This is a genomic window from Candidatus Rokuibacteriota bacterium, assembly GCA_016188005.1.
In the GTDB taxonomy this organism is placed as follows: Bacteria; Methylomirabilota; Methylomirabilia; order Rokubacteriales; family CSP1-6; genus UBA12499.
Map to the genome: position 1 here is coordinate 51,306 of JACPIQ010000067.1, position 22,653 is coordinate 73,958.

A 22,653-nucleotide genomic window follows, 5' to 3' on the forward strand; every position below is an offset into this window, starting at 1 on the left:
CATTTCAAACTGCCCTCCCTCGGGTGTCAATGTCCTTGCGCTCGCTCGCGAGGGGCGCCGTTGTCCCGGGAGGCCACCGCGACGGCGGCGCCCTGGCGCGGCACGCTCACGCCGAACTCGCGCATGAGGCGCAGGAGATAGGTCCGCTGGAGCCCCAGCGCCCGTGCCGCCTGGGTCCGGTTGCCACCGAGCTGGGTGAGCGTCGCCTCGATGAGCCGCCGCTTGAACTCGGTGACGGCGCCGTGGAACCCCGGCGGCGGCTTCGGAAGGCCAGGGGCCGGCGTGGGAAGCGGAGCGGGTCGCGCTGCGGCGGCGCCCATGACTCCGATCCAGGGCAAGCCGTGTGCCACGGCCGGGCGTGCCGCCAATTCAACCAGATGGGAGCCCCGGGCGCCCGGGGCTGCACGGCCCGCTGTGCAGTGAAACCGCGCGGGTGCCCTCCGGACTGGGCAGTGGGCCGTGCGATCCCGGAGCGGAGGCAAGAGAACGGGGACCCGCGCCGTGGGGTCCCCGTTCGATGCGAGGGCGTCGGGTGAGACTACGCCTTGGTCGCGGGCTTGACGCCCGGATTGTCGGCGAAGAACTTCTTGTTGATCTCGATGAACTGCTTCCAGTTGGCCGGCACCTCGTCCTCGGCGAAGATCGCCTTCACCGGACACACCGGCTCGCAGGCGCCGCAATCGATGCACTCATCCGGGTGGATGTAGAGCATCTCGGGACCTTCGTAGATGCAGTCCACCGGGCAGACCTCGACGCAGGCCTTGTCCTTGACGTTGATGCAGGGTTCAGCGATGACGTAAGCCATTCAGGCCTCCTGTTGACCGGCGCCGCCGGCGGAATACTCACGGCTTATCGCAGTCTTGACCGCGACAACCCTGGTATGTGTACCAAGCCGCCTCCCGGGTGTCAAGCCGTTTGACCGCCCCCCTCGCCCGCTGCTGAACACTCCAGCACGCCGCTCGAGGAAGTCCGGATGCAAAGCGCGCCCGGCGGCCGCACGCCCAGCGTACTCCCCATGGGGTGAGCGTGCGGCTGAGCGTGCCAGCGCCGCAGGTGGCCCTGTGTCAGCGGCCTGCTAGAGGGAGCGAAGCTTGGGGTCCAGCGCGTCCCGGAGCGAGTCGCCGAAGAGGTTGAAGGCGAACACCGCCAGGCTGATGGCGAGCCCGGGGAAGACGGCCATCCAGGGCGCGGTCTCCGCGAACTCGACCGCGGCGCCCCGCAGCATCAGCCCCCACGCCGCGGTCGGCTCCTGGACGCCGAGGCCCAGGAAGGAGAGCGAGGCCTCCAGCAGGATGGCCTGCCCCAGGAACGCCGTCAGCATGATCAGGAAGGGGGCCATCACGTTCGGGAGCATGTGGCGCAGGATGATCCGCCCATGCCCGAACCCGGCCGCCCTCGCCGCGTCCACGTAGGGCATCTCGCGGATGGCCAGGGCCGAGGAGCGGATGACGAGCGCGCAGCGCGGGATCATGGGCAGCGTGATGGCCATGATCAGGTTGTGGAGCGCGTTGCCGAGAATGGCCACGATCGCCAGCGCCAGGATGATGAGCGGGAAGGCGAGGAACACGTCCATCACGCGCTGCAGGTAGAGATCCACCCGCCCGCCGAAGTAAGCGCTCCCCACGCCGAACACGGCGCCGACGGCGGCCCCCAGGAAGGCCGAGCCGAAGCCCACGAGCAGCGCGGTGCGCGAGCCGTAGATCAGCCGCGAGAGCACGTCCCGCCCGAAGGAGTCGGTGCCGAGCCAGTGGTGGACCGTCGGCGGGGCCAGCATGCCGCCGAAATCCACCGCCACGGGGTCGTACGGCGCCAGCGCCTCCGCCAGCAGTCCCACCGCGATCATGATCACCACGACGACCGCGCCGATGGCCCCCAGCGGCCGCCGCCGCGCGAAGTCGCGGACCACGGCGAGCCGGGAGCGCGCCGGCGCCCCCTCGACCTCGATCCCCACATCCGCGGGCGCGTTGATGGCCATGTGGTCTACCGGAACCGGATACGGGGGTCCAGCCACGCGTAGAGGATGTCCATGGCGAAGTTCACCAGGATGAAGAAGCCCGCGACGATCAGGACCAGGGCCTGGATCAGCGTGTAGTCGCGGTGGGCCACCGCCTGGACGAACAGCAGGCCGAGCCCGTTGAGGTTGAACACCTGCTCGGTGACGACGAGCCCCCCGAGCAGGAACGCGAACTCGATGCCCACGACGGTCATGACCGGCAGCATGGCGTTCTTGAGGGCGTGGCGCGAGAGCACGAGCTTCTCCACGAGCCCCTTGGACCGCGCCGTCCGGATGTAGTCCTCGCGCAGCACCTCGAGCATGGCCGAGCGGGTCATGCGCGTGGCAACGGCGGAGTAGCGATAGCCCACGGCCAGCGCGGGCCAGACGAGCTGGAGCATGTTCTGCCAGGGGTTCACCCAGAAGGGCGTGTAGACCATCGGCGGGAGCCACTTGAAGACGATGAGCAGGCCCAGGATGAACACGATGCCGAGCCAGAACGACGGCGTCGCCAGGCCTGCGATGGAGAACACCCGCACGACATAGTCCACCCAGGTGTCCTGCTTGAGGGCGGCCACGACGCCGAGGGGGATGGCGAGCACCACCGCCACCGCCGTGGCCATGATCGCGACCTGCATGGACAGGGCGAACCGGAGCTTGACCTCCTCGTAGATCGGCGCCCCCGTCCACATGGACTGGCCGAAATCCAGCCGGACCGCCCCCCACAGCCAGGTGGCGAACTGCTCCCACACCGGCCGGTCGAGGCCGAACCGGGCCCGCTCCTGCGCCAGCATCTCCTCGGAGACCGAGCTGCTGTCGCCGGCCAGGCGCAGCTCCGCGACGTCGCCGGGGATGACGCGGATCAGGAGGAAGATGAGGGCCGCCGCCCCGAACAGGGTCGGGAACATCAGGAGAAAGCGCTTGAGGAGGTACGTCCGCATGCCGCCCCGTGTCCGGGGCCCCGGGCCGGATGGCGCCGGTCCTGGGGCCCCGCACCGTCGTCTACTCGCTGAGCCAGACCGTGTCGAGCTGGTTGTTCAGGTAGTGGCTCGGCGTGATCGTCCAGCCCTTGACCTTGGAGCTGTGAGGGATGATGCGGTGCCACTGGAGCGTGTACAGCACGTGGACCTCCTCGTCGATCAGGCGCTTCTCGAGCGCCCGGAGGGTCTTCCGCCGCTCATCGGGATCGATCGCGCGGGCCTGTTTCCGGAAGAGATCGTCGATGACGGTGTCCTTGTGCTTGCCGTAGTTCGCGTCCGAACCGGTGGCGAAGCGGTGCAGGTCGAGGTCCGGCTCGACGATGAAGCCGCAGGCGAAGTCCATGGCCGCCTCGAAGTCACCCCGCTTGAGCATGGGGTGGTAGGCCGAGGCCTCGACGATCTCCTGCTTGACGGTGAGCCCGATCTGCCGCCACTGGTCGATGAGCCAGATCCCGATGGGCTCGTAGGGCTGCGGGATCCCGCGGTTCTTGAAGGTGAAGGCGAAGCCCTCGGGAATGCCCATCTCCTTGAGGAGCCGACGGGCCTCGGCGCGGCTGGCGTTGACGTCCCGGCTGTAGCCGGCAAGCTTCGCCAGCTCCTCGGGCGGAGTGGCCCACGGCGTTCCCGGCACCTGGATGCCGGCCACGTCGCGCACGATGGCGATCTTGGAGAGGTTCTTGGAGGCCTCGTAGCGGTCCAGCGCCAGGGTCAGGGCGCGGCGGAAGCGTTTGTCGTCGAACGGCTTCTTCTCGTGGTGCAAGGCGACCATCAGCACGCAGTCCCAGGGGCTCTCCTGGACGGTGATCTTGGGGCCGAGCGCCTGGACCAGGCTGTCGCGGTCGGCGGGGGTGAAGCCGCGGAACTGGATGTGGGCGCGCTCGCCGCGGACGGCCGCCACCTGGGCGGAGGACGAGCTGATGAAGAGGGCGCGGTAGCCATCCAGATAGGGCTTCCCCTTGTCCCAGTAATCCGGGTTCTTCTTGCCCACCCAGTGGGAGCCCTTGACGTGCTCGACGAACCTGAACGGCCCCGTGCCCATGACGTTCTTCTCGTACCAGCGCATGTCCTTGGCGAGGATGTCCGCCTTATAGATGAAGTTCCACGGCGACGAGAGGTTGAGGAGGAAGGACGACTCGGGCCACTTCAGCCGGAACCGGATCGTGTGGGGATCCGGGGCCTCCACCACCTCCACGGCCTGGTAGGAGGCCTTCCGCGAGGACTTCATCCCCTGGGGCGGGAAGATGATCTTGTCGAAGCTCGCCTTGACGTCCCGGGAGGTCATCTCGCTCCCGTCGTGGAACTTGACCCCCTTGCGGAGCTTGAAGGTGTACATCATCCCGTCCTTGGCGATCACCCAGGACTCGGCCAGGTCGCCAGCCGGCTTGGTACCGGTCTTGTCGAACGGATCCACTCGCAGGAGGGTGTTGTAGTGGGGAGCGACGGGGTGGATGAGCCCGAAGGTCTCCTCCTGGTGTCCGTCGTAGCTGGGGGGCTGGGAGGGGACGGCGAAGACGAGCTCCCCGCCGTAACGGGGCTTGTTCTGGGCCGCTGCCGGGCCCGCCAGGCCTGCGAAGGCGACCGCCGTGGCGAGCAGCAGCACCAACGACCTCGCGATCGTGCTCATGGGCACCTCCCCCTAGGATTGTTGGGAACCGAGCCCCTGCGACTCAAACCGTGAAGAGAGCCCGCGGGTTCCGAGCGGTGGCCGTACCTTAGCCACTGCGCCGGCGGTCTGTCAAGGGGGAGGGCGTCACTCTCGGACCCTAGACCCTGATGCATGCCGCCCGATGATCCGGGCGCACCTCCCGGAGCTCGGGAACGAGCCGCCGGCACTCCTGCACGGCAATGGGGCAGCGGGGGTGGAAGACGCAGCCCGAGGGCGGGTGAAGGGGGCTCGGCACCTCGCCCCCGAGGACCACCCGCTCCCGGCCCGCCTCCACCGCTGGGTCCGGGATCGGGACGGCCGAGAGGAGCGCCTTCGTGTAGGGGTGCTGGGGGTTCTCGTAGAGCGACTTCCGATCGGTGATCTCCGCGATCTTGCCCAGGTACATGACGGCCACGCGATCGGAGATGTGCCGCACCACCGAGAGGTCGTGGGCCACGAAGAGGTACGTGAGCCCGAACTCGGCCTGCAGCTCCTCCAGCAGGTTGATGATCTGGGCCTGGATCGAGACATCCAGGGCCGACACCGGCTCGTCGCAGACGATGAGGCTCGGCTCCATGGCCAGCGCCCGGGCGACGCCGACCCGCTGCCGCTGCCCGCCCGACAGCTCGTGGGGGTAGCGGTCGGCCATGGCCGGCAGGAGCCCGGCATGCGACAGGAGCTGCGTCACCCGCGCCTTCCGCGCCGAGCGCTCGGGAACGATCCCGTGGACAGCCAGGGGCTCGGCGATGATCTGCCCCACGGTCATCCGCGGGTTGAGCGAGCTGTACGGGTCCTGGAAGATGACCTGCATCCGGCGCCGGACCTTCCTGAGCTCCTGGTGGTTGAGCCCGGTCAGGTCCCGCCCCTCGAAGATGACCTGGCCGCTGGTGGGCGTCTCGAGCTGGAGGATGCAGCGGCCCGTGGTGGTCTTCCCGCAGCCCGACTCGCCCACGAGCCCCAGGGTCTCGCCCCGGCGGATCGAGAAGCTCACACCGTCCACGGCCTTGACCAGGGCGGGCTTGCCCCCGAAGAAGCCGCCGCCCACGGGAAAGTGCTTCACCAGGTTGCGGACCTCGAGAATGACGTCGCTCATCCGTGCCCGTTTTTTCCCAGCTGCCCCGCCACCCAGCAGGCCGAGACGTGCTCGGGCCCCACCCTCTCGAGCTCGGGGCGCTCGGCCCGGCAGCGGTCGATGGCGAAGGCGCAGCGCGGGGCGAAGGCGCAGCCGGGCGGCAGCCGCGTGAGGTCCGGGGGCTGGCCCGGGATGGGCGCGAGCTTGGCCTTCCTGGGCTCGTCGAGCCGCGGCACCGACCGGAGCAGGCCGAGGGTGTAGGGGTGGCGGGGGTGGGCGTAGATCTCCCGGGCCGTGCCGCGCTCCACGATGCGGCTGGCGTACATCACGTTGACGCGGTCCGCGTAGCGGGCCACGACGCCGAGGTTGTGGGTGATCATGAGCATCGCCACGCCGAGCTTGCGCGAGAGGTCCTTCAGCAGCTCCAGGATCTGGGCCTGGATGGTCACGTCGAGCGCCGTCGTCGGCTCGTCGGCCAGGATGAGCGACGGGTTGCAGGCCAGCGCCATGGCGACCATGATCCGCTGGCGCATCCCCCCGCTGAACTGATGCGGGTACTGGCCGAGCCGGCGCTCGGGGTCGGAGATTCCCACCAGGGTGAGGATCTCCGCCGCCCGGCCGCGGGCCTGGGCCGGCGTCATCCCCAGGTGGATCTCCATGGTCTCGGTGACCTGGCGGCCGACGGTGAGCACCGGGTTGAGCGAGGTCATGGGCTCCTGGAAGACCATGCTGATCTCGCGCCCGCGGATCCGGCGCATCTCCTCGTCGGACAGCGCGAGCAGGTCCCGCCCCTTGAAGAGGATCGCGCCGCCCACGATGCGCCCGGCCGGGGCCGCCACAAGCCGCATCACCGACAGCGCGCTGACGGACTTGCCGCAGCCGGACTCCCCCACGAGCGCCACGGTCTCCCCCGCCCGGACGTCCCAGGAGACGCCGTCCACGGCGCGCACCACGCCGCCCCCGGTGGAGAACTGCGTCTGGAGGTCCCGCACCTCGAGGAGGACATCCATGGGGCGGGAGTCTAGCACGGAAGTGACGGTCACCAACCGGTGCGACCGGAGCGGCAGCGGGCGCGGGCGAGATGGGACGAGGCGCCAGGGCGGAGCGCGGAGTAGAGCCGGCAGACGGCCTCGGCGACGCAGGGCCAGCGGTGCTCGGCGGCCCAGCGCTGGGCCTCGCGCCCGAACTGCTCGCGACGACGCGGGTCCTCGAGGAGCAGCGCGGCACGCTCGGCCAGCGCGGCCGGATCGCCCTCCGGCACGAGGAAACCGGTCGCACCGTCGCGGACCGTGGTCGTGAGCCCCCCCACCCGGGAGGCGATCACGGGGCTGCCGCAGGCCATGGCCTCGAGCGCCACCATGCCGAAGGACTCGTAGTAGGAAGGCATGACGGTGGCGTCCGCGGCGGCATAGAAGAGGCGCAGCCGCTCCTGGGGCTGCGCCCCAAGGAAGCTCACCCGCTCCCTCAAGCCGAGCCCGCTGACGCGCTCCCTGAGGTACTCGGCATGCCCGTTCTCCGGCTCGTCCTGATCTCCCCCCACGATGAGGAGCCGGGCGGCCCCGTCGAGCACCGTCATGGCCTCGAGCAGCGTCTCGAGTCCCTTGATGGGCTGGAGCCGGCCGACGTAGAGCAGGAGCGGGTCCGGCGGCAGCGCCAGGAGCGCCTTGGCCTCGTCGCGAGGAAGGGGCCGGAACAGCTCGGTGTCCACGCCACAGGGGATGACGGCGATGCGGTCGGTGGAGGCGCCGTAGTACCAGGCCAGATGCGCCCGCTCCACGACGTTGGCGGCAACGATCCGGTCCGCCAGGCGGACGATCCGCTCCTCCTCCACGAGCCGGATCTCCGGCTCCACCTCGGCCGCCGTGCGCGCCACGGAGTTCTTGAGCCGGCCCAGCGTGTGGAACATCTGGACCACCGGCACGCCCCATGACTGCCGGAGCGCGAGCCCGGCCACCCCGGAGAGCCAGTAGTGGGCGTGGATCAGATCGTACTCGAGCCCCTCGGCCCGGCGGTACGCCTCGACGCCGGCGACGAACTCGGGCAGGTGGCGGTGCACCTCCTCGCGCGCCATGGGCGCCTGGGGCCCGGCAGGGAGATGGATCACGCGGGCCCCCGCCCCCAGGTCCACAACCCGGGAGATGCCCGGGTTCTGCGACCGGGTGAACACGTCGACGTGGACGCCCATGCGCCCCAGCTCCCGGGCCGTGGCGCGCACGTAGACGTTCATCCCCCCCGTCTCCTTCCCGCCGAGGGCCGCCAGCGGGCAGGTGTGGACGGACAGGATGGCGACCCGGAGCGTCACGGCGCCACCCGTACGGTGAAGAGATCGGCGGGCACCGGTCCGAAGGCGTACTTGTACGCCTCCTCGCCGCGCAGGAAGTCGAAGACGGCGATGCCACGCTCGATGGCGTCCCGGATCACGTGCCCGAGCAGCACGATGCCCGGAGCCAGGCGGGCCCGGGTCGGATCGAAGCCCGAGTTGTAGAGGCCGACCGCCCCGCCGTACTCAAGGCAGAGGAAGGCGGCGATGGGGGCGCCGCCGGAGTCGAGGAACCAGAGCCGCGCCCAGCCCGCCTCGGCGAGCGCCCGGAGGGCGTCGCGGAAGAACCGCTCCATCGCCTCGTCCATGAAGCGCGCCTTGCCGGCTCGCGACAGGCGATGGAGTCGCAGGAACTCGGTCATGGCGTCATCCCATCCATCGGGGCCAGCCACGCTGCGGAGCTCGGTCCCGGGCAGCTCCGCCTCGAGCCGGCGCATCTTCCGGCGCAGCTCGTGCCGGTCCTTGCCCGACAGCCGCGCGAGGTAGGCCTCCCAGGTCGGCGGCAGCGCCAGGACCGGGCAGCGCTCCTCCCGCTCGATCCGGGTCCCGAGCCCGTGGGGCGGCGCCAGCACGGGCAGCAAGGCGAGCGTCGGTGAGGCCGCCCGGATCCCGTGCAGGTCCCACTCGCCCGCGGCCGGCGCCCGATGCTCCAGGAGTGCCCCCCAGATCTCCTCCTCGCGCCCGGCCGGCGCGATCAGATCCAGGTAGTCGGAGACATCCACGCCACCGACGAGGCGCATGAGCGGGCCCGCAGCCTCTTCGTAGAGCGGCAGCAGGCCCACCAGGGCGCCGCTGTCCTCGGAGACGGTGAAGAGCTGCAGCGCGCGGTCCCCGAGGAAGGCGTGGGCCCAGGCCGTCTGCCACTGCCAGCTGAGGAAGACCGACGGGAGGGAGGAGGCCGCGACGAGGGCGTTCCAGCCAGCGGCGTCCAGCCCGTCGAAGCCGGAGAGGGACTCGACCTTCATGCGCGGCTAGAGATCGGAATCATCGCCTCCGCCCTCCGGGGCCTCGCCGTCCGGGCCCCCGGCCCCGCCGCCCTCGTCGCCCTCGGCGATCGCCTCCTCCATGGCCGCCTCCACGTCCTCCCCCATGTCCTCGCCCATCTCCTGACCCATGCGCTTCATGAAGCGGGCCACGCTGCGCGGGTCGTTCTCGTCGAGATCGCCGTACTGCGCGGGATCGGCGAGGGAGTCGAGCCGGGCATCCTCGGACTTGACGGTGGCGAAGCGCGACATGAGGCGGGAGAGCTGGGCGCTGCCGCAGCGGGGGCAGATGGGGGGGGCGGCCGTGGATGGCGAGAGTACCAGCAGGCTCACCCGGCGGCGACAGCCGTGGCATTCGTACTCGTAGATCGGCACCTGGCACTCCTCCGCGCGGTTCTGGGGCTGCCCGTCATTCTAGCATTCCCCGCTCGGCCCGGTCGCCGCGGGGCGCGATCGCTGGCGCTGCCGCCTGCGCTCCCTCCACTCGGCCAGGACCTCCTCGCGGTCCGGCACCGGCTGGCCGAGCAGCTCCTTGATCTGGATGCCGTTGATCGCCGGGGCATCCTCCAGGTTGTTGTTCAGCTGGAAGTGGACGCGCCTGGCATGCCCGGCGAGCCCCTGGCCACGGGCGACGATCTCCCGGAGCTCCGCCTCGCCGTAGAGATAGCCGTACTTCTCGGCCACCGAGGGCGATTGCCCGGCGAGCTGCCTGAGGAAGCCCGCCGCGTTCCTGCCGTGAAGGCGCAACACCGCCACGGGCGCCGTGAGCGCCACCGTCGTGGCGACGCCGGCCCTGGTCCGGGGGGCGTCCACCGAGACATAGGCGAGCCCGGCGCGCGCCAGCCGGGGGAGCACCTCGCCGGTGTGGGCTGGCAGCCAGGAGGCGTCCCGGAACTCCACCGCAATGGTTGCCTCCGGCAATCGCTCCGGCAGCCCCTCGAGGTAGGCAAGCGCCTCGGGCCCGTAGCGCACCCAGGGAGCCATCTGGAAGAGCACGTAGGCGAGCTTGCCCGCATCCTGGAGCGGCCGGAGCGCCTCCCTGAAGGTGGCGAAGGCCCACTGGCGAGCCTCGGGGGGAAAGGCGCGATTGTCGATCTGCCCCCGTGCCGTGCGCCGGGCCGTGGCGGGAAGCATGGCGCCGAGCGGCTCGGGCAGCCGCTCGGCGTCCAGGTGGTGCCCCGTCAGGAGAGCATAGGCCTTCACGCCGAAGAGGAAGCCGGGCGGGGTGCGCTCCGCCCAGAGCACGGCGTTGCGGGCCGAGAGCGGCGCGTAGAAGGTGGAGTTGACCTCCACCGAGTCGAAGAAGCGCGAGTACCACCACAGCCGCTCCTCGGCCGTCATCGTCTTCTGGGGGTAGAAGCTTCCGCGCTCGATCATGCTCCGGTCCTGCCACGCGCAGAGGCCGACGCGGCACTCGGTGCGGACCGGCGTCGGAGGGGCGTAGCAGAGGATCGGGTCGGCGAGGTCCATGTGGGAAGTCCACGGCGCCGGCCGCCCCGGCGCCGGGTCAGCGCGCCTCCCCCCGTGATGGGGTCAGCGACGGCCGGTCAGCGTGAGGCGGCCAGGACCTGCCGCAGGACCCGCTGGACGTCACCCTGCGCGAAGGGCTTCCTGAGGCATGGGGCGCCGGTGGCCGCGAAGAAGTCGGCCGTGTCATCAGTGAGCATGTTGCCAGTCACGAACACCATGCGCTGGGCCAGGGAGGGGTCCAGCCGCTCCACCTCACGGTAGAGGCCCGGCCCGTCCAGCTCGGGCATGCGCACGTCGCTCACGATGGCGTCGAAGCCACCCGCCTGGAGCCGGTCCAGCGCCGCCAGGCCGTTCGGCGCCGTGGTGACCCTGTAGCCATCCAGCTCCAGGAGGTCCGCCAGGAGAGATGCGATTGCCGGCTCGTCGTCGACCACCAGGACAGTGGGACACGGCCTGCCCGGCGTGACCTCGACGCGCTCTGGCACCATCTTCCCAGCCATGGTCACCTCCCAACATCAAGGGGTCTCGTCGCTCACGGCCCACAACGGGCTGGGGGTAGGGTAACGCGAGTCCCCCCCGGGGGCAAGCCAAAAAAGGCGCTACTTCCGGCCATGTACATCACCTGACTGCCCCCCTCGTGCGCGCGGTCGAAGAGCGCCCGCAGGTCCTGATCCGCCCGGGCCCAGGCAGCCGAGAAGATCGGTGGACGTGCGTTGAGGACCGCGTCAATGATGTGCTCGCGCGCCACGAAGAGCAGGACGTTGACGCCGAAGGAGCCCCGGGTCGCCTCCCGGGTGGCGTCGATGTCCTTCCCGATCTGGTCGGCCGGGGTGCGGGCGATCCCCAGCGTCCCCAGGCCACCCGCGTTGCTGACAGCCGCCACGAGGGGCACGGAGGTGCCGCCGGCCATGCCCCCCAGCACGATCGGATGCCGGATCCGCAGCAAGTCACAGACCGATGTGTGGATCATGGGTGGGTGCCCTCCCCGGGTGGTGGCGGAGGATGCCTGGCCGTGCGCATCACCTACTTGGCGACGGTTGCACGAATTGCCCAAGCCCGCGCCGTCAAGGAGATCGACCCGTCCGCCGCCACCGGGATGCGCGCTCGTATATGGTCCCGGAGGCGCACTCTCGCGGTCTCCTCGAGCGACATGGCGTAGGCGGGGGCCGGCCCCTGCCCGCCGAGAAATGGTTGCCAGTAGTCCTCAAACCGCGCGAACGGTGTCGGGGTGTCGATGGCCCTCACCTCGACCCCCTGCAGCCCCGTACTGGTGAACAGGTCCACGAGTGCCCCCGGGCGGCACAGCGGAAAGCGGACCCCTTCGTCCATCCTCGCGGCGTCCGGGTCGAGCTCGACCGCTGCGTCCCAGAAGAACCGCATGAGCTCCATCCTTCCGGCGTAATCCCAGACGTACGCCCCAATCGTGCCCGCGTTGCTCGTTACTCTCGTCATCTCGGCCAGGGCGGCGCGCGGGTCCGGGACGAAGTTCAAGACCAGCCCCGAGACCACCACATCGACCGACGCGTCGCCCAGCTGGATCTCCGTCGCACTGCCTCGGTGAAGCGCCGCCAGGCCCGCGAGATGCTCTCTCGCACTCCTGAGAAATCCCTCCGAGGGCTCGACGCCAGCGACCGACGACGGCGAGCCGTGCTCGACAATCGCCGCGCAAAGCGCTCCCGTACCGCATCCCACGTCCAGCCATCTCCGCCCGGCTGGAATGGCCAACCACGAGAGAAACAGCGGCGCGATCCGACGGCTCCACCGGCCGACATACTGCTCGTAGGGGTTCCCACGCTCCCACGTGTCGGATACGTGCGTGTGGTCCATCGGTCACATCCTTCTACGTATCATTCGACTGTTGCGGACTTTCGAACAACCGCCAGCGCCGGCGGATGCGCGAGCGTTTGGTACACAACGCAATACCTCTCCGTCAGGCGCAGGAGAGTGGCAAGCTGCTCCTCCGAGGCATCGGTGTCGAGCGTGATCTGGAGCCGTATGTCCTGGAAGCCGACGGGAACCTCCTTTGACAGGCCCAGAGTTCCGCGGAAGTCGAGATCACCTTCTGCCAGGAGTGAGGCGTCTCGCAACTCGATGCCGAGTGCCGTGGCGACGGCATTGAGAGTCACGCCAGCGCAGGCCACCAGAGCCTCGAGCAGCATGTCGCCTGAGCACGCGCTCTGGCCACTCCCGCCCGTGGCGGGATGCAACCCCGCCACGACGAGCGCCTTGCCTGTCTCGATCTTGCAGCTGACGCCCTCACCGAGACGCCCCTGTGCGCGCAGGGTGATGAACGCGGCGTCCGGCGCCTCGCGGTAACGCTCTTTCAGAGGCGTCTGGACCGACCGCAACTCTTCCGCATTCATGACGAACTCCCCTCTCGACTCACCCGTGACGCCCAGCCGCCGGATGGTCATAGGCCGATTCCGCCTCGTCAACAGCTCTCGCGCCGACCTGGCCATGCACCGATCGTACCACTCCGGTGGGCGCGTTCTTGTCCGCCGAACGTGGCTGGATCCCTTCACGGAACCAGGGCGAACGCGCGGACGGGGCTGCCGTCCATGCCGTCGAGCTTGAGGGGCGCCGCGAAGAACTGAGCGCCGCGCCGTGGGAGAGTGCGCAGGTTGACGACGTGCTCCACGATCAGAACGTCGTGGCCCAGGATCTCGCGGTGCACCTTGAAGCCGATGGGATCAAAGTCAGCGAAACGTGCGTCATACTCCTCAAAGAAGTCGAATACGATGGCCCGCGGGTGCTGGGCGACGAGCCACCGGGCTGCGTCCAGCGTGAGGTACGGGGAGTCCGTCCAGTAGTCGTCGTGCCCCCACCGCCGCTCCGACCAATGGCTGTAGAGGACGACGATGTCACCTCCTCGCACGTCGCGCCCGACCGCCTCGAGGTGCCCGCGATCGACCGCCTCGTTGGCCGCGACTTCGCCGAGGTCCAGCACCACGGCCTCGCCGACGAGGCGGTCGAGCTCGACCTCGGCGATCTCCCGCTTCCCTGTGAGCGCGTGGCAGGGGGCGTCGACGTGCGTGCCCGTGTGGATGCAGAGATTCCGGATGAAGCCGATGCGAACCATCTCCTGGCTCTGCGTCGAGGGCCGGACGACGGTCTCCAGCTTCGGCCGATTACTACGAAGCGCCGGCGGCACCCCCATCGTCGGCGACGTGAGCACACTGAGGTCGACTAGCGCCATCGCTCGTTCCCTCCTTCGGGTTCACGGCCTTCCCGGGCCTCTGGGGCCAGGCTCACCTCACGCGAGCGCTACTCCTGTCCTGCTCCGCGGCCGGAGTGCGAGCGAGCGCGGCGAGATCGCGGAAAATGCTCGCATTCGGCCAGAACCGGCCAAACCGGAAGCGCGGATCTTGACCTGAGTCGGGACGCACTATCTGACTGTATCGTCGGCGCGTAGCAGCACTGATTGGGGGATCGTGAGGCCGATGGCTCTGGCGGTCTTCACGTTGATCACCAATTCGAATTTCGTCGGCCGCTCGATCGGCAAGTCACCCGGCAAAGTCCCATTCAGGATCTTGACCGCATAAGCGGCCGCGCGCCGGCACAGATCGGCATAACTCGCGCCGTAGCTCATCAGGCCGCCGACATGGACATATTCCGAGACATTGTAGATCGCCGGGATTCGGAGTGCCGCCGCCAACTCAGTGAGGCGCACCCTGTTGGTAAAGAACAGCGGATTTTCGATGACGATGAGCGCGTCGGGGCGCCGTGTCCGGATGCTCGCGAACGCGCGATCGAAATCCTCCACTCGCGGAGACTCCTCCGTCACGAGTGCAACGCCGAGAACTTTCGCCGCGCGCTCGGTTTCTGCCAGCTGCTCCGCCACGCCTGCTGCCGATGGGGCCAAGAAATACAGAGCGGCGATGCGCTTGGTCCTCGGGAACGCCTCCTTGAGCAATTCCATGCGCTTGGCCGACAGCTCGGTATGGGTACTGGTCAAGCCCGTCATGTTCCCGCCGGGATGCGCGAAGCTCTGGCCGAACCCCTGGCCTACCGGATCGGGTGCCAGCGCAAATACGATCGGTATCGTGGTACCGGACCTCTTGGCAGCCTGCGCAGCGACACCCGATGGCGCGAACAACAGGTCAATCTTCCGCGCCAGCAACTCGGCGACGAGCGCGGGGAGCCGGTCCAGTTTTCCCTCGGCCCAGCGCGGCTCGAGGATGACGTTCTTTCCGTCGGTGTACCCGAGTTCGCCCAGGCCGCGCACGAACGCATCGAGTTGCCCCTGGCTGGACTTGACGGTGCCATTGGTGAGGAAGCCGATGCGCCAGATCTTGGTCTGTTTCTGCGCAAAGGCCACCCGCGGCACTGCGAGTAGCGCAGCGCCGGTCAGCACGATCTTTCTGCGTGGAATCTTGCTCACAATCGGCCTCCCTGGAACCGCTGGAGTCTCCATTCCTGGCCCATCCCCTCCGCCCTGGCGTCACGACAGGAACATCCGGTCCACTACCGGACTCCGGACGGCGCCTGGCCCCCGGTTGAGGACCCGGGTACAGATCATGGTGCTCCGCACGTCTCGGTGCCCCAGGCATTCCGGGCGGGCCGGCCGTCATGGCCGTCGTCCGGCAGATGGGTCGCGAGCGCGTGCTGGAGGGTCTGGGCGGCTGTCGCGCTCGACCATCACCATCGCACTCGGTGAGCCGCCTCCCGCCTCCGGCCCGGCGAGGCCAGGGCCGTTCCCAGGCAGGCTAGAAGCCGGCGGGGCTGGCTGTCAAGGCCCCTCGACCGGCGTGCAGAATCCGCTTGACCTTACCCCACGGGGCAGGGTCTACGCTGCTCCCATGGCACGCGATGGCCTGTTGATCGGGGAAGTAGCGGCGAAGAGCGGAGTCAGCCGGAAGGCGCTCCGCCTCTACGAGAAGGCCGGCATCCTTCCGCCCTCGCGTCGTACCGCGTCGGGCTACCGCGTGTATGGCCCCGACACGCTGGCGCTCCTCGGGTTCGTCACGCAAGCGCGGCGCCTCGGTTTCCGACTGGACGAGATCAAGCGCATCGTGGCGCTCAAGCGGTCAGGTCGAGCGCCATGCAAGCACGTCCTGGACCTCGTTCGCGTGAAGCTCGAGAACATCGAACAGGCGCTCACGGACCTGGCAGAAGTGCGTGGGCAGCTTCGCGGGCTGCTACGGTCCTGGCCGTCCCGACGATACCGTTCTGCCGCTGTCTGTCCCTGCATCGAACATCTGACAGTCGTGAAGGGAGGGAGGTGACCACCATGGCGAACTACAAAGTGACCCTGTGCCCGGCCGGCTGCGGCCAGTGCCCGGATGTAGAGATCGCTGGTAGCGAGGTGCGGATCGGGGAAACGGGCAACCTCGCCGTCCTCAAGAAGGACGAGTGGAACCGGCTCGTTGACCTGATTCAGTCGGGCCAGCTGGCGAGGATCTGACTGGCGGCGGGTCAGCCGCGCGATTGCGGACCACGCGCGGTTGACCCGCTTCCTCCACAGTCGGCGCCTTAGGGCTCGCCCAGCCAGTAGCCGAATTGACCTGACTTGACGAAGACGCCTTCGCCGAGGTCCACACCAATGCCGCCGACCGCGACCCCGTCCACCTCGACGGCCCAGTGAGTGGGCTCCGGCATCCGTGCAAGAACCGAGACGCCTCATCACTCGCCGCCCAATCTCGTACAACGCACACGCTGCACTCTAGTCGCATCGCAACCCGCTTGACGCCGAACGCCCGATGTTGGGCGGGCGGCCGTTCACTTGTCGCCGGTTGGTACGACCCCGGCCCCTTCGATCATGAGGATCACGCTTCGCTCCGGAGCGCGCGTCCGATGCATCACCCCTCTGGGAACCGTAAACCCTTGTCGGGGTGTGAGCTCGACCGTCCGGCCTTCCAGGTCAATTACGAAGCGCCCCTCGACCACGTAGAAGAACTCATCCTCCTCGTCGTGCTTATGCCAGTGGAACTCGCCCTGCATGACGCCGAGCCGCACGACGCAGTCGTTCACTCGGCACAGCGTCTGGTTGTACCAGGAGTCCCTGCAGGCGTCGACGAGTGCCTGAACGTCAACGAGCTCCAGGGGAGCGTACCGCGCGTCGAGGTTGATCGAGTATGGCGCTTCACTGCCCATATGGTCCCCGCCACCACAGACGGGTGCGTGAGGCGTCATTGTCGTCCCGCGCGCTCTTTGTCGGCCCAACGCTGCGGTGAGCGGCGGCGGCGAGCGAACGCGAGCCAGCCGGCCGCTCTACTGCGCTGTTGGGTGGCATCCCTTTTCCATCTCCTTCAGGGCTTGGTCGCGAGCACACAGAAGCCGTCGTCCGTGTCCGCCACCTGGACTTCCGAGAAGCTGGCCGCCGTCAGCGCACCAACCACTTCGTTCTTCGGCTGCCCAGAGTGTCGGGTGAAGGCGAGGGCTATCCTACCGCCAGGCTTCATGACCCGCCGTATCTCTCGCAGCCCAGCCAGGGCATCTGGCCAGACCTGCATGGAGTTGACCGCCAGCGCACTATCGAACGCTTCGTCTTCAAATGGCAACCGCTCGACAGATCCCTCTCGAAGATCGACCCGACCAGCTTCAACCCCCTTCGCGTTTCGAACCACGGCTTGCTCGACCATCTCCTTGGAGTAATCGACACCAACCACACGCTCCGACGACGCCAACTTGGCTGGCAGCTCAATGCCCACACCGGGTCCGAATCCCACCTCGAGTACTCGGTCGCTCGGGTGGACGCCGAGCAGGTCGATGGCCCAGGCGGCGATCTCGCGATTCATGCGCCCCATGGTGATGCCACCCAGCCTCCCGAGGCTGCCCCGAGGACGACCAAACGCGCATCGGGAGACGCTTTCCAACCGTCATTGCCGGGTGACCGCGCGCATCAGGCGAATACTTCGATTGCCATCCAACGGCTTGTTCGACGGCACGAAGCTGCCCGCGCGTGTTCTAGTCCGCCTCAACGAGCGCGGCGAGCTTTGCGAGCGCCATTCGCCAGCCTGTCTCGTTGTCGGTGGGCGACAGGCCACGCGGCAGTCCGTCGTGCACGGCGAGCAGCTCGGTGCCGCCGTCTGCATCGGCGAGCGCGATCGTGATCGTCATCTCGCCGCGCAGGGCGGGGTCTGCCGTTTCGAACTCGACCACTTCGACGACCCGCTCGTTCGGCACCAGCTTCACGAAACGGCCGTGGTACGTATCGGTGTGCGCGGTCGTCTTGCCTAGTCCGGTCGGCCCGTCGTACGTGAGGGAGATTCGGAACTTGCCACCCTCGCGGCCCTCGAACGTGTGCACCTGGCTGGTCATGCCGTCCGGCGCCCTCCACTTAGCGATCGCGTCCGCGTCGACAAGCGCGCTGTAGACTGTCGCGCGCGGCGCTTTCACTTGACGACTGATGCGAGTCGAGTTCATGCGCGAACGTTAGCGCGTGCTAGCGAGACGAGCAACGCGCCGACCGGATGGCCATATCGTGCCGTCCAACGAGCGGCGTCAGCGGCGCGCGGCGCTCTGGCCGCGGGTCCGCTGAACGCCGAAGTTGGACCGCTGATATGACTCTCAGCGACGATCAAGTAGTTCCTCGACCGTAATCCCGATGTCGCGCGCGATCTTCCGCAGCAACGTTGGTGAGATGTCTCGTCCAGGATGGAAGGGGACAGTCGTTCCGCGCCCGTCGGCATGCCTGAACTGTCGATGTGACCCACGCTGACGCACGCCCGAGAATCCGAGCCGCTCAAGCAGCGTGACCACTTCGCGCGGCTTGAGGACCGGGACCGACCCCACCGCTACGCCACCTGGATCGTCTGGATACCGACAAACTCGGACTCTAGTTTCGGCTCGCCATCTTCGAGGAGCATCTCGACGACTTCGTGAAGATTCCGCCGCAGCTCGTCGAGTCCCTCCCCCTGACTGTGGGCGCCTGGCCAGCCCGGCACGTAGCCCACGTACAGGCCCGTGTCCGGATCTCGCTCAACTACGATGTTGAAGGTGCGCATCGTTCAAACTCCTTCCGATCAATCATACTCCGTAGCTCGCCAGAATCGTGTCCGCTGTCGGCCCAACGCTCACGCTCAGCGGCCGGAGCGAGCGCAGTGAGCCCCGGTCCGCTGAAGCGTGTTGTTGGACAGAGCCCGGTGCGGTACAGTACGCGTATGAAGCTCACCATCGACCTGTCGCCTGCCCAAGCCGAACGACTCCGCCGCGAGGCTGAGCGTCTCGGGCTCGCCCCGGAGGATCTCGCTCGCGCCGTGATCGCCGACCTGCTAGCAACCCCGGACGGCGAGTTCAGGACCGCCGCCGAGCACGTCCTCCGCAAGAACGAGGAACTGTACCGCCGCCTCGCCTGATGCGCTATCTCACTCTCGGGGAGGTGGTCGACCTGCACCGCCGCCTTCTCGAGGCAACAGGCGGCGCGCCCGGTATCCGTGACCTCGGCGCTCTCGACTCCGCCACCGCTCAACCCAAGGCCACATTCGGTGGCGCCGACCTGTATCCCACTCTGATCGAGAAGGCCGCGGCATTGTGCTTCTCGCTTGTCCAGAACCATCCGTTCGTCGACGGCAACAAGCGCGTCGGGCACGCGGCTATGGAGACGTTTCTCGTCCTCAACGGCAGCGAGATCGACGCGCCTATCGATGACCAGGAGCGCCTCATGCTCGATCTTGCCGCCGGCCGGGTCGACCGGGCGCAGCTGACCGCCTGCCTTCGTCTTCATCTCAAGCCGCTCTCGTAGTTGCTGCTGTCCAACGCCCAGGATCACCCGCGGCCGAAGGCCGTCGGGTGAATCCTGAAGTTCGACCGCCTCATTCGGCGAACATCTCCTGGAGTCGCTGGAGGATGGTGGTGATGCTTTGCGGCTCCAGGCGGCCGAGGCGACGTACCAGGCGTTCCGCGTCGACGGTCCGCAGCTGATCCAAAGCGACGAACCCAGACCGGCGCTGGAACCGGCACGGCACGCGCCACGGATAGGCGCGCCCGGCCGTCGTCATTGGCGCCACGATGACGGTGCGCAGATGTTCGTTCAGTTCGTCCGGTGACACAACGAGACAAGGACGAGTCTTCTGGATTTCGCTGCCAAGCGTGGGGTCGAGACGAACCAGGTGGACGTCGCCACGGGCTCGACCAGCCCGCGTCACCGCCACTCCCATTCCTCTCCGTCGAAGCGGGTCGGCGATGGCGCGTCAAGCAGGCGATCGTGGCGCGCCCCGGCCATGGCGCGTGCTGCCTCCGCCCAGCCGGTTCGGGGGCGCCGGACACCTTGGACAACGAGCCTCCCCGGCTCGGCGTGCAGCTCGACTTCGTCGGGCAACTGCGCCTGGTCCAGAAGGATCTTCGGAACGCGGATGCCACGGGAGTTGCCGATGCGAACGATGCGGGTCCTGGTCGTCATGTGGCCACATTGTAGCTACGGCACGCCCCCGTAGCAAGCCGCCTTCGTCGGGCGAACGAGAATTCGGATAGGCTGGTCTGTGTATTCAGGCAGACGCTGCGAGGCCGGTCCGTGTAGTCCCTTCGGCCCGCGACGTGCCTGGCCGGCATCCAACTCCCTTCTTCCGCGACCTTGCGAGGGCTCAGGAGGACGTGACCATGCCGAGATAGGCTGCGAGATCCTGCAGCGTATCTTGGCGCACTTGCCCGCAGAGGCCGCCGGGCGCGTCACGGCGCGAACAGCCGGTCGGCCGGGCTGCGCACCGCGGCGGGGCCGCGGTTCAGGACGTGGGTGTAGATCATGGTGGTGGACACATCTCGGTGGCCGAGGAGTTTCCTGAACGGTCCGGATGTCGTGGCCGTCCTCCAGCAGGTGGGTGGCGAACGAGTGCCGCAATCGGTCCGCATACTGCTCATGAATCCTCCGGGCTTCGAATTTGCTACCGCTACCATCCCTTCTTCGCTTCCTCGGTCGATCTCGTTCGCACACTGCGCCGGACTCACGATGACATCGTGGTGATCCGCCTGCCAGACGGAGGGCAGATCGCCGTTCCTCGGTGGATGTTGGACCCGGTGGCATGCGACCAGCTTCCGGCCGAGGATCGCCCGCGGATCGGCCTCGCTGCGCTTCGCAGCCTGCGGAGGCTGCTCGACGCCCAGGGCTTGTCCGTCACTGGGGCTCGGGAGGACGCTTGCGTAATACGAATCCCAGGAGGGACCGATGCGCAAGCGGACACCGAAGCCCGACCGCCAACGTCAGTTGCTCTTTCCCGTGGCCGATCGAGAGGCACGACTGTCCGTGGAGGCTCGGCAGCGCTGCCGGCAGCTGGTGGTCCAGCTCCTCGGGATCGTTGTTCAGGCCGAGCCAGCGGCACGGAGGAACGATGATGACTGACAAGATCCGGTCGACCCATCGTGAGCGAACGCGGACGAGGTCGGGCTTGGCCATGGCCGGGAGCATGGTGACCCGGTCCTTGTCGCCCTTGCCGCCGCGGACGGTGATCTGACTGGTTGCGAAGTCCACGTCCTGCACGCGCAGCCGGCAGCACTCGAGCACCCGCAGGCCGGCTCCGTACAGGAGGCAAGACATGAGCCGGGGGACGTCCTCGAGCCGCTGGAGCACGGCACGGACCTCGTCGCGGGTGAGAACGACGGGCAGCCGCACCGGGCGCTTGGCGCGCACGACACCGTCGAGCCACGGCAGATCCACCTCCAGTACGTCCTTGTAGAGGAACAGGAGCGCGCTCAGCGCCTGGTTCTGGGTGGAGGCGGCGACATGCCCGTCCACCGCCAGGGACGTGAGGAACTTCGTGACCTCGGCGGCGCCCATCTCCGCCGGATGCCGCTTGCCGTGGAAGACGATGAAGCGGCGGATCCAGTGGACGTAGGCCTTCTCGGTGCGCAGGCTGTAGTGGCGGCCCCGGATGGCCGCGCGCACACGATCGGGCAGACGGGGCTTCGGCGCCTCTGGAGGGCGGGACTCGCGGACCGCGAGGGCCCGTGATGGCCGGCCTCCGACCGGGTACGCAAGCAGCGCGAGCGAGCCTCGAAAGGCGATGGCGCGGGCTCCTCTCTCGGTCGGGTCCCGCCGACTATAGCGCGTGGGCCCCATCCTGGCAACGGCGATCCCGCTGTATCCACGGGGAGACACGACGCTTGATCACGTCGAGACGCGAGTCTAGACTGATGCCATGAAGGCCACTCGCGCGAAGCTGTTCCGAAATGGTGGCAGTCAGGCGGTCCGGCTCCCGAAGGAGTGCCGGTTCGCTGCCCAGCGCGAGGTGCTGGTGCGCCGGGAAGGCCGCCGCGTCATCCTCGAGGAGGCGGACGAGTGGCCGGACAAGTTCCGCGCGTGCCTGGGCGCCTGGCCCGGGCCGATCCCTCGCCCGAAGCAGCGGCAGCTCCGGGATCTGCGTGACCCGCTCGCCTGATGGCGCAGTACATGCTCGACACGGACACGGTGAGCTTTGCCCTCCGTGGCCAGGGACGGGTCGCGGCGCGGCTGCTTGAGCATCGGCCCTCGCAGATCTGCATCAGCTCGATCACGCTCGCGGAGCTGCGCTTCGGCGCCGAGGTGAGGCGATCCCGCAAGCTTCACGGCCTGATCAGCACCTGGAGACCGTGGCGGTTGTCGCCTTCGATCAGCCCGCAGCCGATCGCTTCCCCGCGGTCGCAGCCTCACTGGCCCGCCGCGGCGAGCCGATCGGGACGTTCGACACCCTCATCGCTTCCCATGCGCTGTCGCTGGGGTTGACGTTCGTCACCAATAACAGCAAGCACTTCGGCCGTGTCGCGGGACTCAGGACCGAGAACTGGGTCTGACGTCGCGGGCCGCCGAACAGCAGGATTGAGGCGACGCGCCCTGGCCGGCGCGCGACCGGCGAAGTAGTCAGCGGAAGTCGTGGGAGGGCGGGCCCTCCTCCGGGCTGGCGGGAGCGACCTCGAGGCGGTCGCGGAGGGGCCAGAGGCGCTCGGCGCGGACGGAGATGACGCCGTCCTCGTGCTGGAGGGCGCCTTCCACCATGAGGAAGGGCTCGCCCACGATGGTCGGGCGGTGGCGCCGGAACAGGGCCGGGCGCACGATCACGTTGACGAGGCCGGTCTCGTCCTCCAGGTTCAGGAAGACGAAGCCCTTGGCGGTGCCGGGGCGCTGGCGCACCACTACCGCGCCCGCCACGCGCACCGGACGGGCCGAGGGCAAGCCGGGCAGATCCGTCGCGCGGGCCACGCCGAGCGCGGACAGTCGCCGGCGGTGGAACTCGACGGGATGGGGACCGAGGGTGAGGCCGGTGCCCGTGTAGTCGGCCACGAG

General features: G+C 68.5%; 32 protein-coding genes and 1 pseudogene. 6 read left to right on the forward strand and 27 right to left on the reverse strand.

Annotation, left to right across the window (positions count from 1 at the left end):
- Positions 1-26: 26 nt before the first annotated feature.
- The 17 genes from HYV93_12930 to HYV93_13010 all read right to left on the reverse strand — a co-directional run bounded on the left by HYV93_12930 (position 27) and on the right by HYV93_13010 (position 14,844).
- Positions 27-320, reverse strand: a complete 294-nt coding sequence (locus HYV93_12930; protein MBI2526874.1) for a hypothetical protein — start codon at positions 318-320, stop codon at positions 27-29.
- 218 nt (positions 321-538) lie between these two features.
- Complete coding sequence (locus tag HYV93_12935; GenBank protein MBI2526875.1) at positions 539-805, reverse strand: ferredoxin family protein; 267 nt, start codon at positions 803-805, stop codon at positions 539-541.
- 270 nt (positions 806-1,075) lie between these two features.
- Positions 1,076-1,975 carry an ABC transporter permease gene (locus HYV93_12940; GenBank protein MBI2526876.1) on the reverse strand — a complete coding sequence of 300 codons (900 nt, stop codon included), beginning with the start codon at positions 1,973-1,975 and terminating at the stop codon, positions 1,076-1,078.
- Between the two features lie 5 nt (positions 1,976-1,980).
- Positions 1,981-2,934 carry an ABC transporter permease gene (locus tag HYV93_12945; protein MBI2526877.1) on the reverse strand — a complete coding sequence of 318 codons (954 nt, stop codon included), beginning with the start codon at positions 2,932-2,934 and terminating at the stop codon, positions 1,981-1,983.
- A gap of 61 nt (positions 2,935-2,995) precedes the next feature.
- Positions 2,996-4,597, reverse strand: a complete 1,602-nt coding sequence (locus HYV93_12950) for an ABC transporter substrate-binding protein (protein ID MBI2526878.1) — start codon at positions 4,595-4,597, stop codon at positions 2,996-2,998.
- 139 nt (positions 4,598-4,736) lie between these two features.
- Entirely contained in the window at positions 4,737-5,711 is a 975-nt protein-coding gene (locus HYV93_12955; GenBank protein MBI2526879.1) for a dipeptide ABC transporter ATP-binding protein, read from the reverse strand.
- A complete protein-coding gene (locus HYV93_12960; GenBank protein ID MBI2526880.1) occupies positions 5,708-6,700 on the reverse strand; it encodes an ABC transporter ATP-binding protein in 993 nt (330 codons plus the stop codon). The genes HYV93_12955 and HYV93_12960 overlap by 4 nt, the downstream gene beginning before the upstream one ends.
- A gap of 29 nt (positions 6,701-6,729) precedes the next feature.
- On the reverse strand, positions 6,730-7,917 hold the full coding sequence (locus tag HYV93_12965; GenBank protein ID MBI2526881.1) for a glycosyltransferase: 1,188 nt from the start codon (positions 7,915-7,917) through the stop codon (positions 6,730-6,732).
- 71 nt (positions 7,918-7,988) lie between these two features.
- Positions 7,989-8,975, reverse strand: coding sequence for a GNAT family N-acetyltransferase (locus HYV93_12970; protein MBI2526882.1), 987 nt, complete (start codon positions 8,973-8,975; stop codon positions 7,989-7,991).
- A 6-nt stretch (positions 8,976-8,981) separates the two neighbouring features.
- Positions 8,982-9,368: a zinc ribbon domain-containing protein gene (locus HYV93_12975; protein ID MBI2526883.1), complete on the reverse strand. Its 387-nt coding sequence runs from the start codon at positions 9,366-9,368 to the stop codon at positions 8,982-8,984.
- A gap of 39 nt (positions 9,369-9,407) precedes the next feature.
- Positions 9,408-10,463, reverse strand: coding sequence for a DUF72 domain-containing protein (locus HYV93_12980; GenBank protein MBI2526884.1), 1,056 nt, complete (start codon positions 10,461-10,463; stop codon positions 9,408-9,410).
- A 77-nt stretch (positions 10,464-10,540) separates the two neighbouring features.
- A complete protein-coding gene (locus tag HYV93_12985) occupies positions 10,541-10,963 on the reverse strand; it encodes a response regulator (GenBank protein ID MBI2526885.1) in 423 nt (140 codons plus the stop codon).
- Between the two features lie 32 nt (positions 10,964-10,995).
- Entirely contained in the window at positions 10,996-11,433 is a 438-nt protein-coding gene (locus HYV93_12990; GenBank protein MBI2526886.1) for a nitronate monooxygenase, read from the reverse strand.
- Between the two features lie 53 nt (positions 11,434-11,486).
- Positions 11,487-12,290, reverse strand: a complete 804-nt coding sequence (locus HYV93_12995) for a class I SAM-dependent methyltransferase (GenBank protein ID MBI2526887.1) — start codon at positions 12,288-12,290, stop codon at positions 11,487-11,489.
- A 20-nt stretch (positions 12,291-12,310) separates the two neighbouring features.
- Entirely contained in the window at positions 12,311-12,826 is a 516-nt protein-coding gene (locus HYV93_13000; protein ID MBI2526888.1) for an OsmC family protein, read from the reverse strand.
- A 155-nt stretch (positions 12,827-12,981) separates the two neighbouring features.
- Positions 12,982-13,659, reverse strand: coding sequence for a cyclase family protein (locus tag HYV93_13005; GenBank protein ID MBI2526889.1), 678 nt, complete (start codon positions 13,657-13,659; stop codon positions 12,982-12,984).
- Between the two features lie 189 nt (positions 13,660-13,848).
- Entirely contained in the window at positions 13,849-14,844 is a 996-nt protein-coding gene (locus HYV93_13010) for an ABC transporter substrate-binding protein (protein MBI2526890.1), read from the reverse strand.
- A gap of 418 nt (positions 14,845-15,262) precedes the next feature.
- Here HYV93_13010 and HYV93_13015 point away from each other — a divergent pair, with 418 nt between their 5' ends.
- Together HYV93_13015 and HYV93_13020 are read left to right on the forward strand one after the other, a co-directional pair.
- Positions 15,263-15,688, forward strand: a complete 426-nt coding sequence (locus HYV93_13015) for a MerR family transcriptional regulator (GenBank protein ID MBI2526891.1) — start codon at positions 15,263-15,265, stop codon at positions 15,686-15,688.
- A 5-nt stretch (positions 15,689-15,693) separates the two neighbouring features.
- Positions 15,694-15,867: a hypothetical protein gene (locus tag HYV93_13020; GenBank protein ID MBI2526892.1), complete on the forward strand. Its 174-nt coding sequence runs from the start codon at positions 15,694-15,696 to the stop codon at positions 15,865-15,867.
- Positions 15,868-16,181: 314 nt separating this feature from the next.
- Here the strand turns inward: HYV93_13020 and HYV93_13025 are convergent, their stop codons facing one another.
- The 5 genes from HYV93_13025 to HYV93_13045 all read right to left on the reverse strand — a co-directional run bounded on the left by HYV93_13025 (position 16,182) and on the right by HYV93_13045 (position 18,409).
- Entirely contained in the window at positions 16,182-16,556 is a 375-nt protein-coding gene (locus tag HYV93_13025) for a cupin domain-containing protein (protein MBI2526893.1), read from the reverse strand.
- A 155-nt stretch (positions 16,557-16,711) separates the two neighbouring features.
- Positions 16,712-17,209: a methyltransferase domain-containing protein gene (locus HYV93_13030; GenBank protein MBI2526894.1), complete on the reverse strand. Its 498-nt coding sequence runs from the start codon at positions 17,207-17,209 to the stop codon at positions 16,712-16,714.
- A 160-nt stretch (positions 17,210-17,369) separates the two neighbouring features.
- A complete protein-coding gene (locus HYV93_13035; protein MBI2526895.1) occupies positions 17,370-17,828 on the reverse strand; it encodes an SRPBCC family protein in 459 nt (152 codons plus the stop codon).
- 144 nt (positions 17,829-17,972) lie between these two features.
- Positions 17,973-18,197, reverse strand: a complete 225-nt coding sequence (locus HYV93_13040; GenBank protein ID MBI2526896.1) for a type II toxin-antitoxin system HicA family toxin — start codon at positions 18,195-18,197, stop codon at positions 17,973-17,975.
- A gap of 2 nt (positions 18,198-18,199) precedes the next feature.
- Positions 18,200-18,409 carry a type II toxin-antitoxin system HicB family antitoxin gene (locus tag HYV93_13045; GenBank protein MBI2526897.1) on the reverse strand — a complete coding sequence of 70 codons (210 nt, stop codon included), beginning with the start codon at positions 18,407-18,409 and terminating at the stop codon, positions 18,200-18,202.
- A gap of 156 nt (positions 18,410-18,565) precedes the next feature.
- Between HYV93_13045 and HYV93_13050 the strand changes: the two genes are divergently transcribed.
- On the forward strand, positions 18,566-18,760 hold the full coding sequence (locus HYV93_13050) for a DNA-binding protein (GenBank protein ID MBI2526898.1): 195 nt from the start codon (positions 18,566-18,568) through the stop codon (positions 18,758-18,760).
- Entirely contained in the window at positions 18,757-19,146 is a 390-nt protein-coding gene (locus HYV93_13055; GenBank protein MBI2526899.1) for a type II toxin-antitoxin system death-on-curing family toxin, read from the forward strand. Before HYV93_13050 ends, HYV93_13055 begins: the two co-directional genes overlap by 4 nt.
- Before the next feature lie 70 nt (positions 19,147-19,216).
- On the opposite strand, the gene HYV93_13060 is transcribed toward HYV93_13055, so the two are convergent.
- The 4 genes and pseudogenes from HYV93_13060 to HYV93_13075 form a co-directional block, all read right to left on the reverse strand.
- Positions 19,217-19,561: a type II toxin-antitoxin system PemK/MazF family toxin gene (locus tag HYV93_13060; GenBank protein MBI2526900.1), complete on the reverse strand. Its 345-nt coding sequence runs from the start codon at positions 19,559-19,561 to the stop codon at positions 19,217-19,219.
- Positions 19,546-19,803, reverse strand: a complete 258-nt coding sequence (locus HYV93_13065; GenBank protein MBI2526901.1) for an AbrB/MazE/SpoVT family DNA-binding domain-containing protein — start codon at positions 19,801-19,803, stop codon at positions 19,546-19,548. Before HYV93_13065 ends, HYV93_13060 begins: the two co-directional genes overlap by 16 nt.
- A gap of 266 nt (positions 19,804-20,069) precedes the next feature.
- Positions 20,070-20,214: pseudogene (locus HYV93_13070) on the reverse strand (tyrosine-type recombinase/integrase).
- Positions 20,215-20,511: 297 nt separating this feature from the next.
- Positions 20,512-21,453 carry a phage integrase N-terminal SAM-like domain-containing protein gene (locus HYV93_13075; protein ID MBI2526902.1) on the reverse strand — a complete coding sequence of 314 codons (942 nt, stop codon included), beginning with the start codon at positions 21,451-21,453 and terminating at the stop codon, positions 20,512-20,514.
- Positions 21,454-21,532: 79 nt separating this feature from the next.
- Between HYV93_13075 and HYV93_13080 the strand changes: the two genes are divergently transcribed.
- A complete protein-coding gene (locus HYV93_13080; protein MBI2526903.1) occupies positions 21,533-21,772 on the forward strand; it encodes an AbrB/MazE/SpoVT family DNA-binding domain-containing protein in 240 nt (79 codons plus the stop codon).
- Positions 21,773-21,962: 190 nt separating this feature from the next.
- Entirely contained in the window at positions 21,963-22,163 is a 201-nt protein-coding gene (locus tag HYV93_13085) for a type II toxin-antitoxin system VapC family toxin (GenBank protein ID MBI2526904.1), read from the forward strand.
- Positions 22,164-22,230: 67 nt separating this feature from the next.
- On the opposite strand, the gene HYV93_13090 is transcribed toward HYV93_13085, so the two are convergent.
- Positions 22,231-22,653: error-prone DNA polymerase (locus tag HYV93_13090; protein ID MBI2526905.1), on the reverse strand; the 423-nt coding region annotated here is incomplete at its 5' end.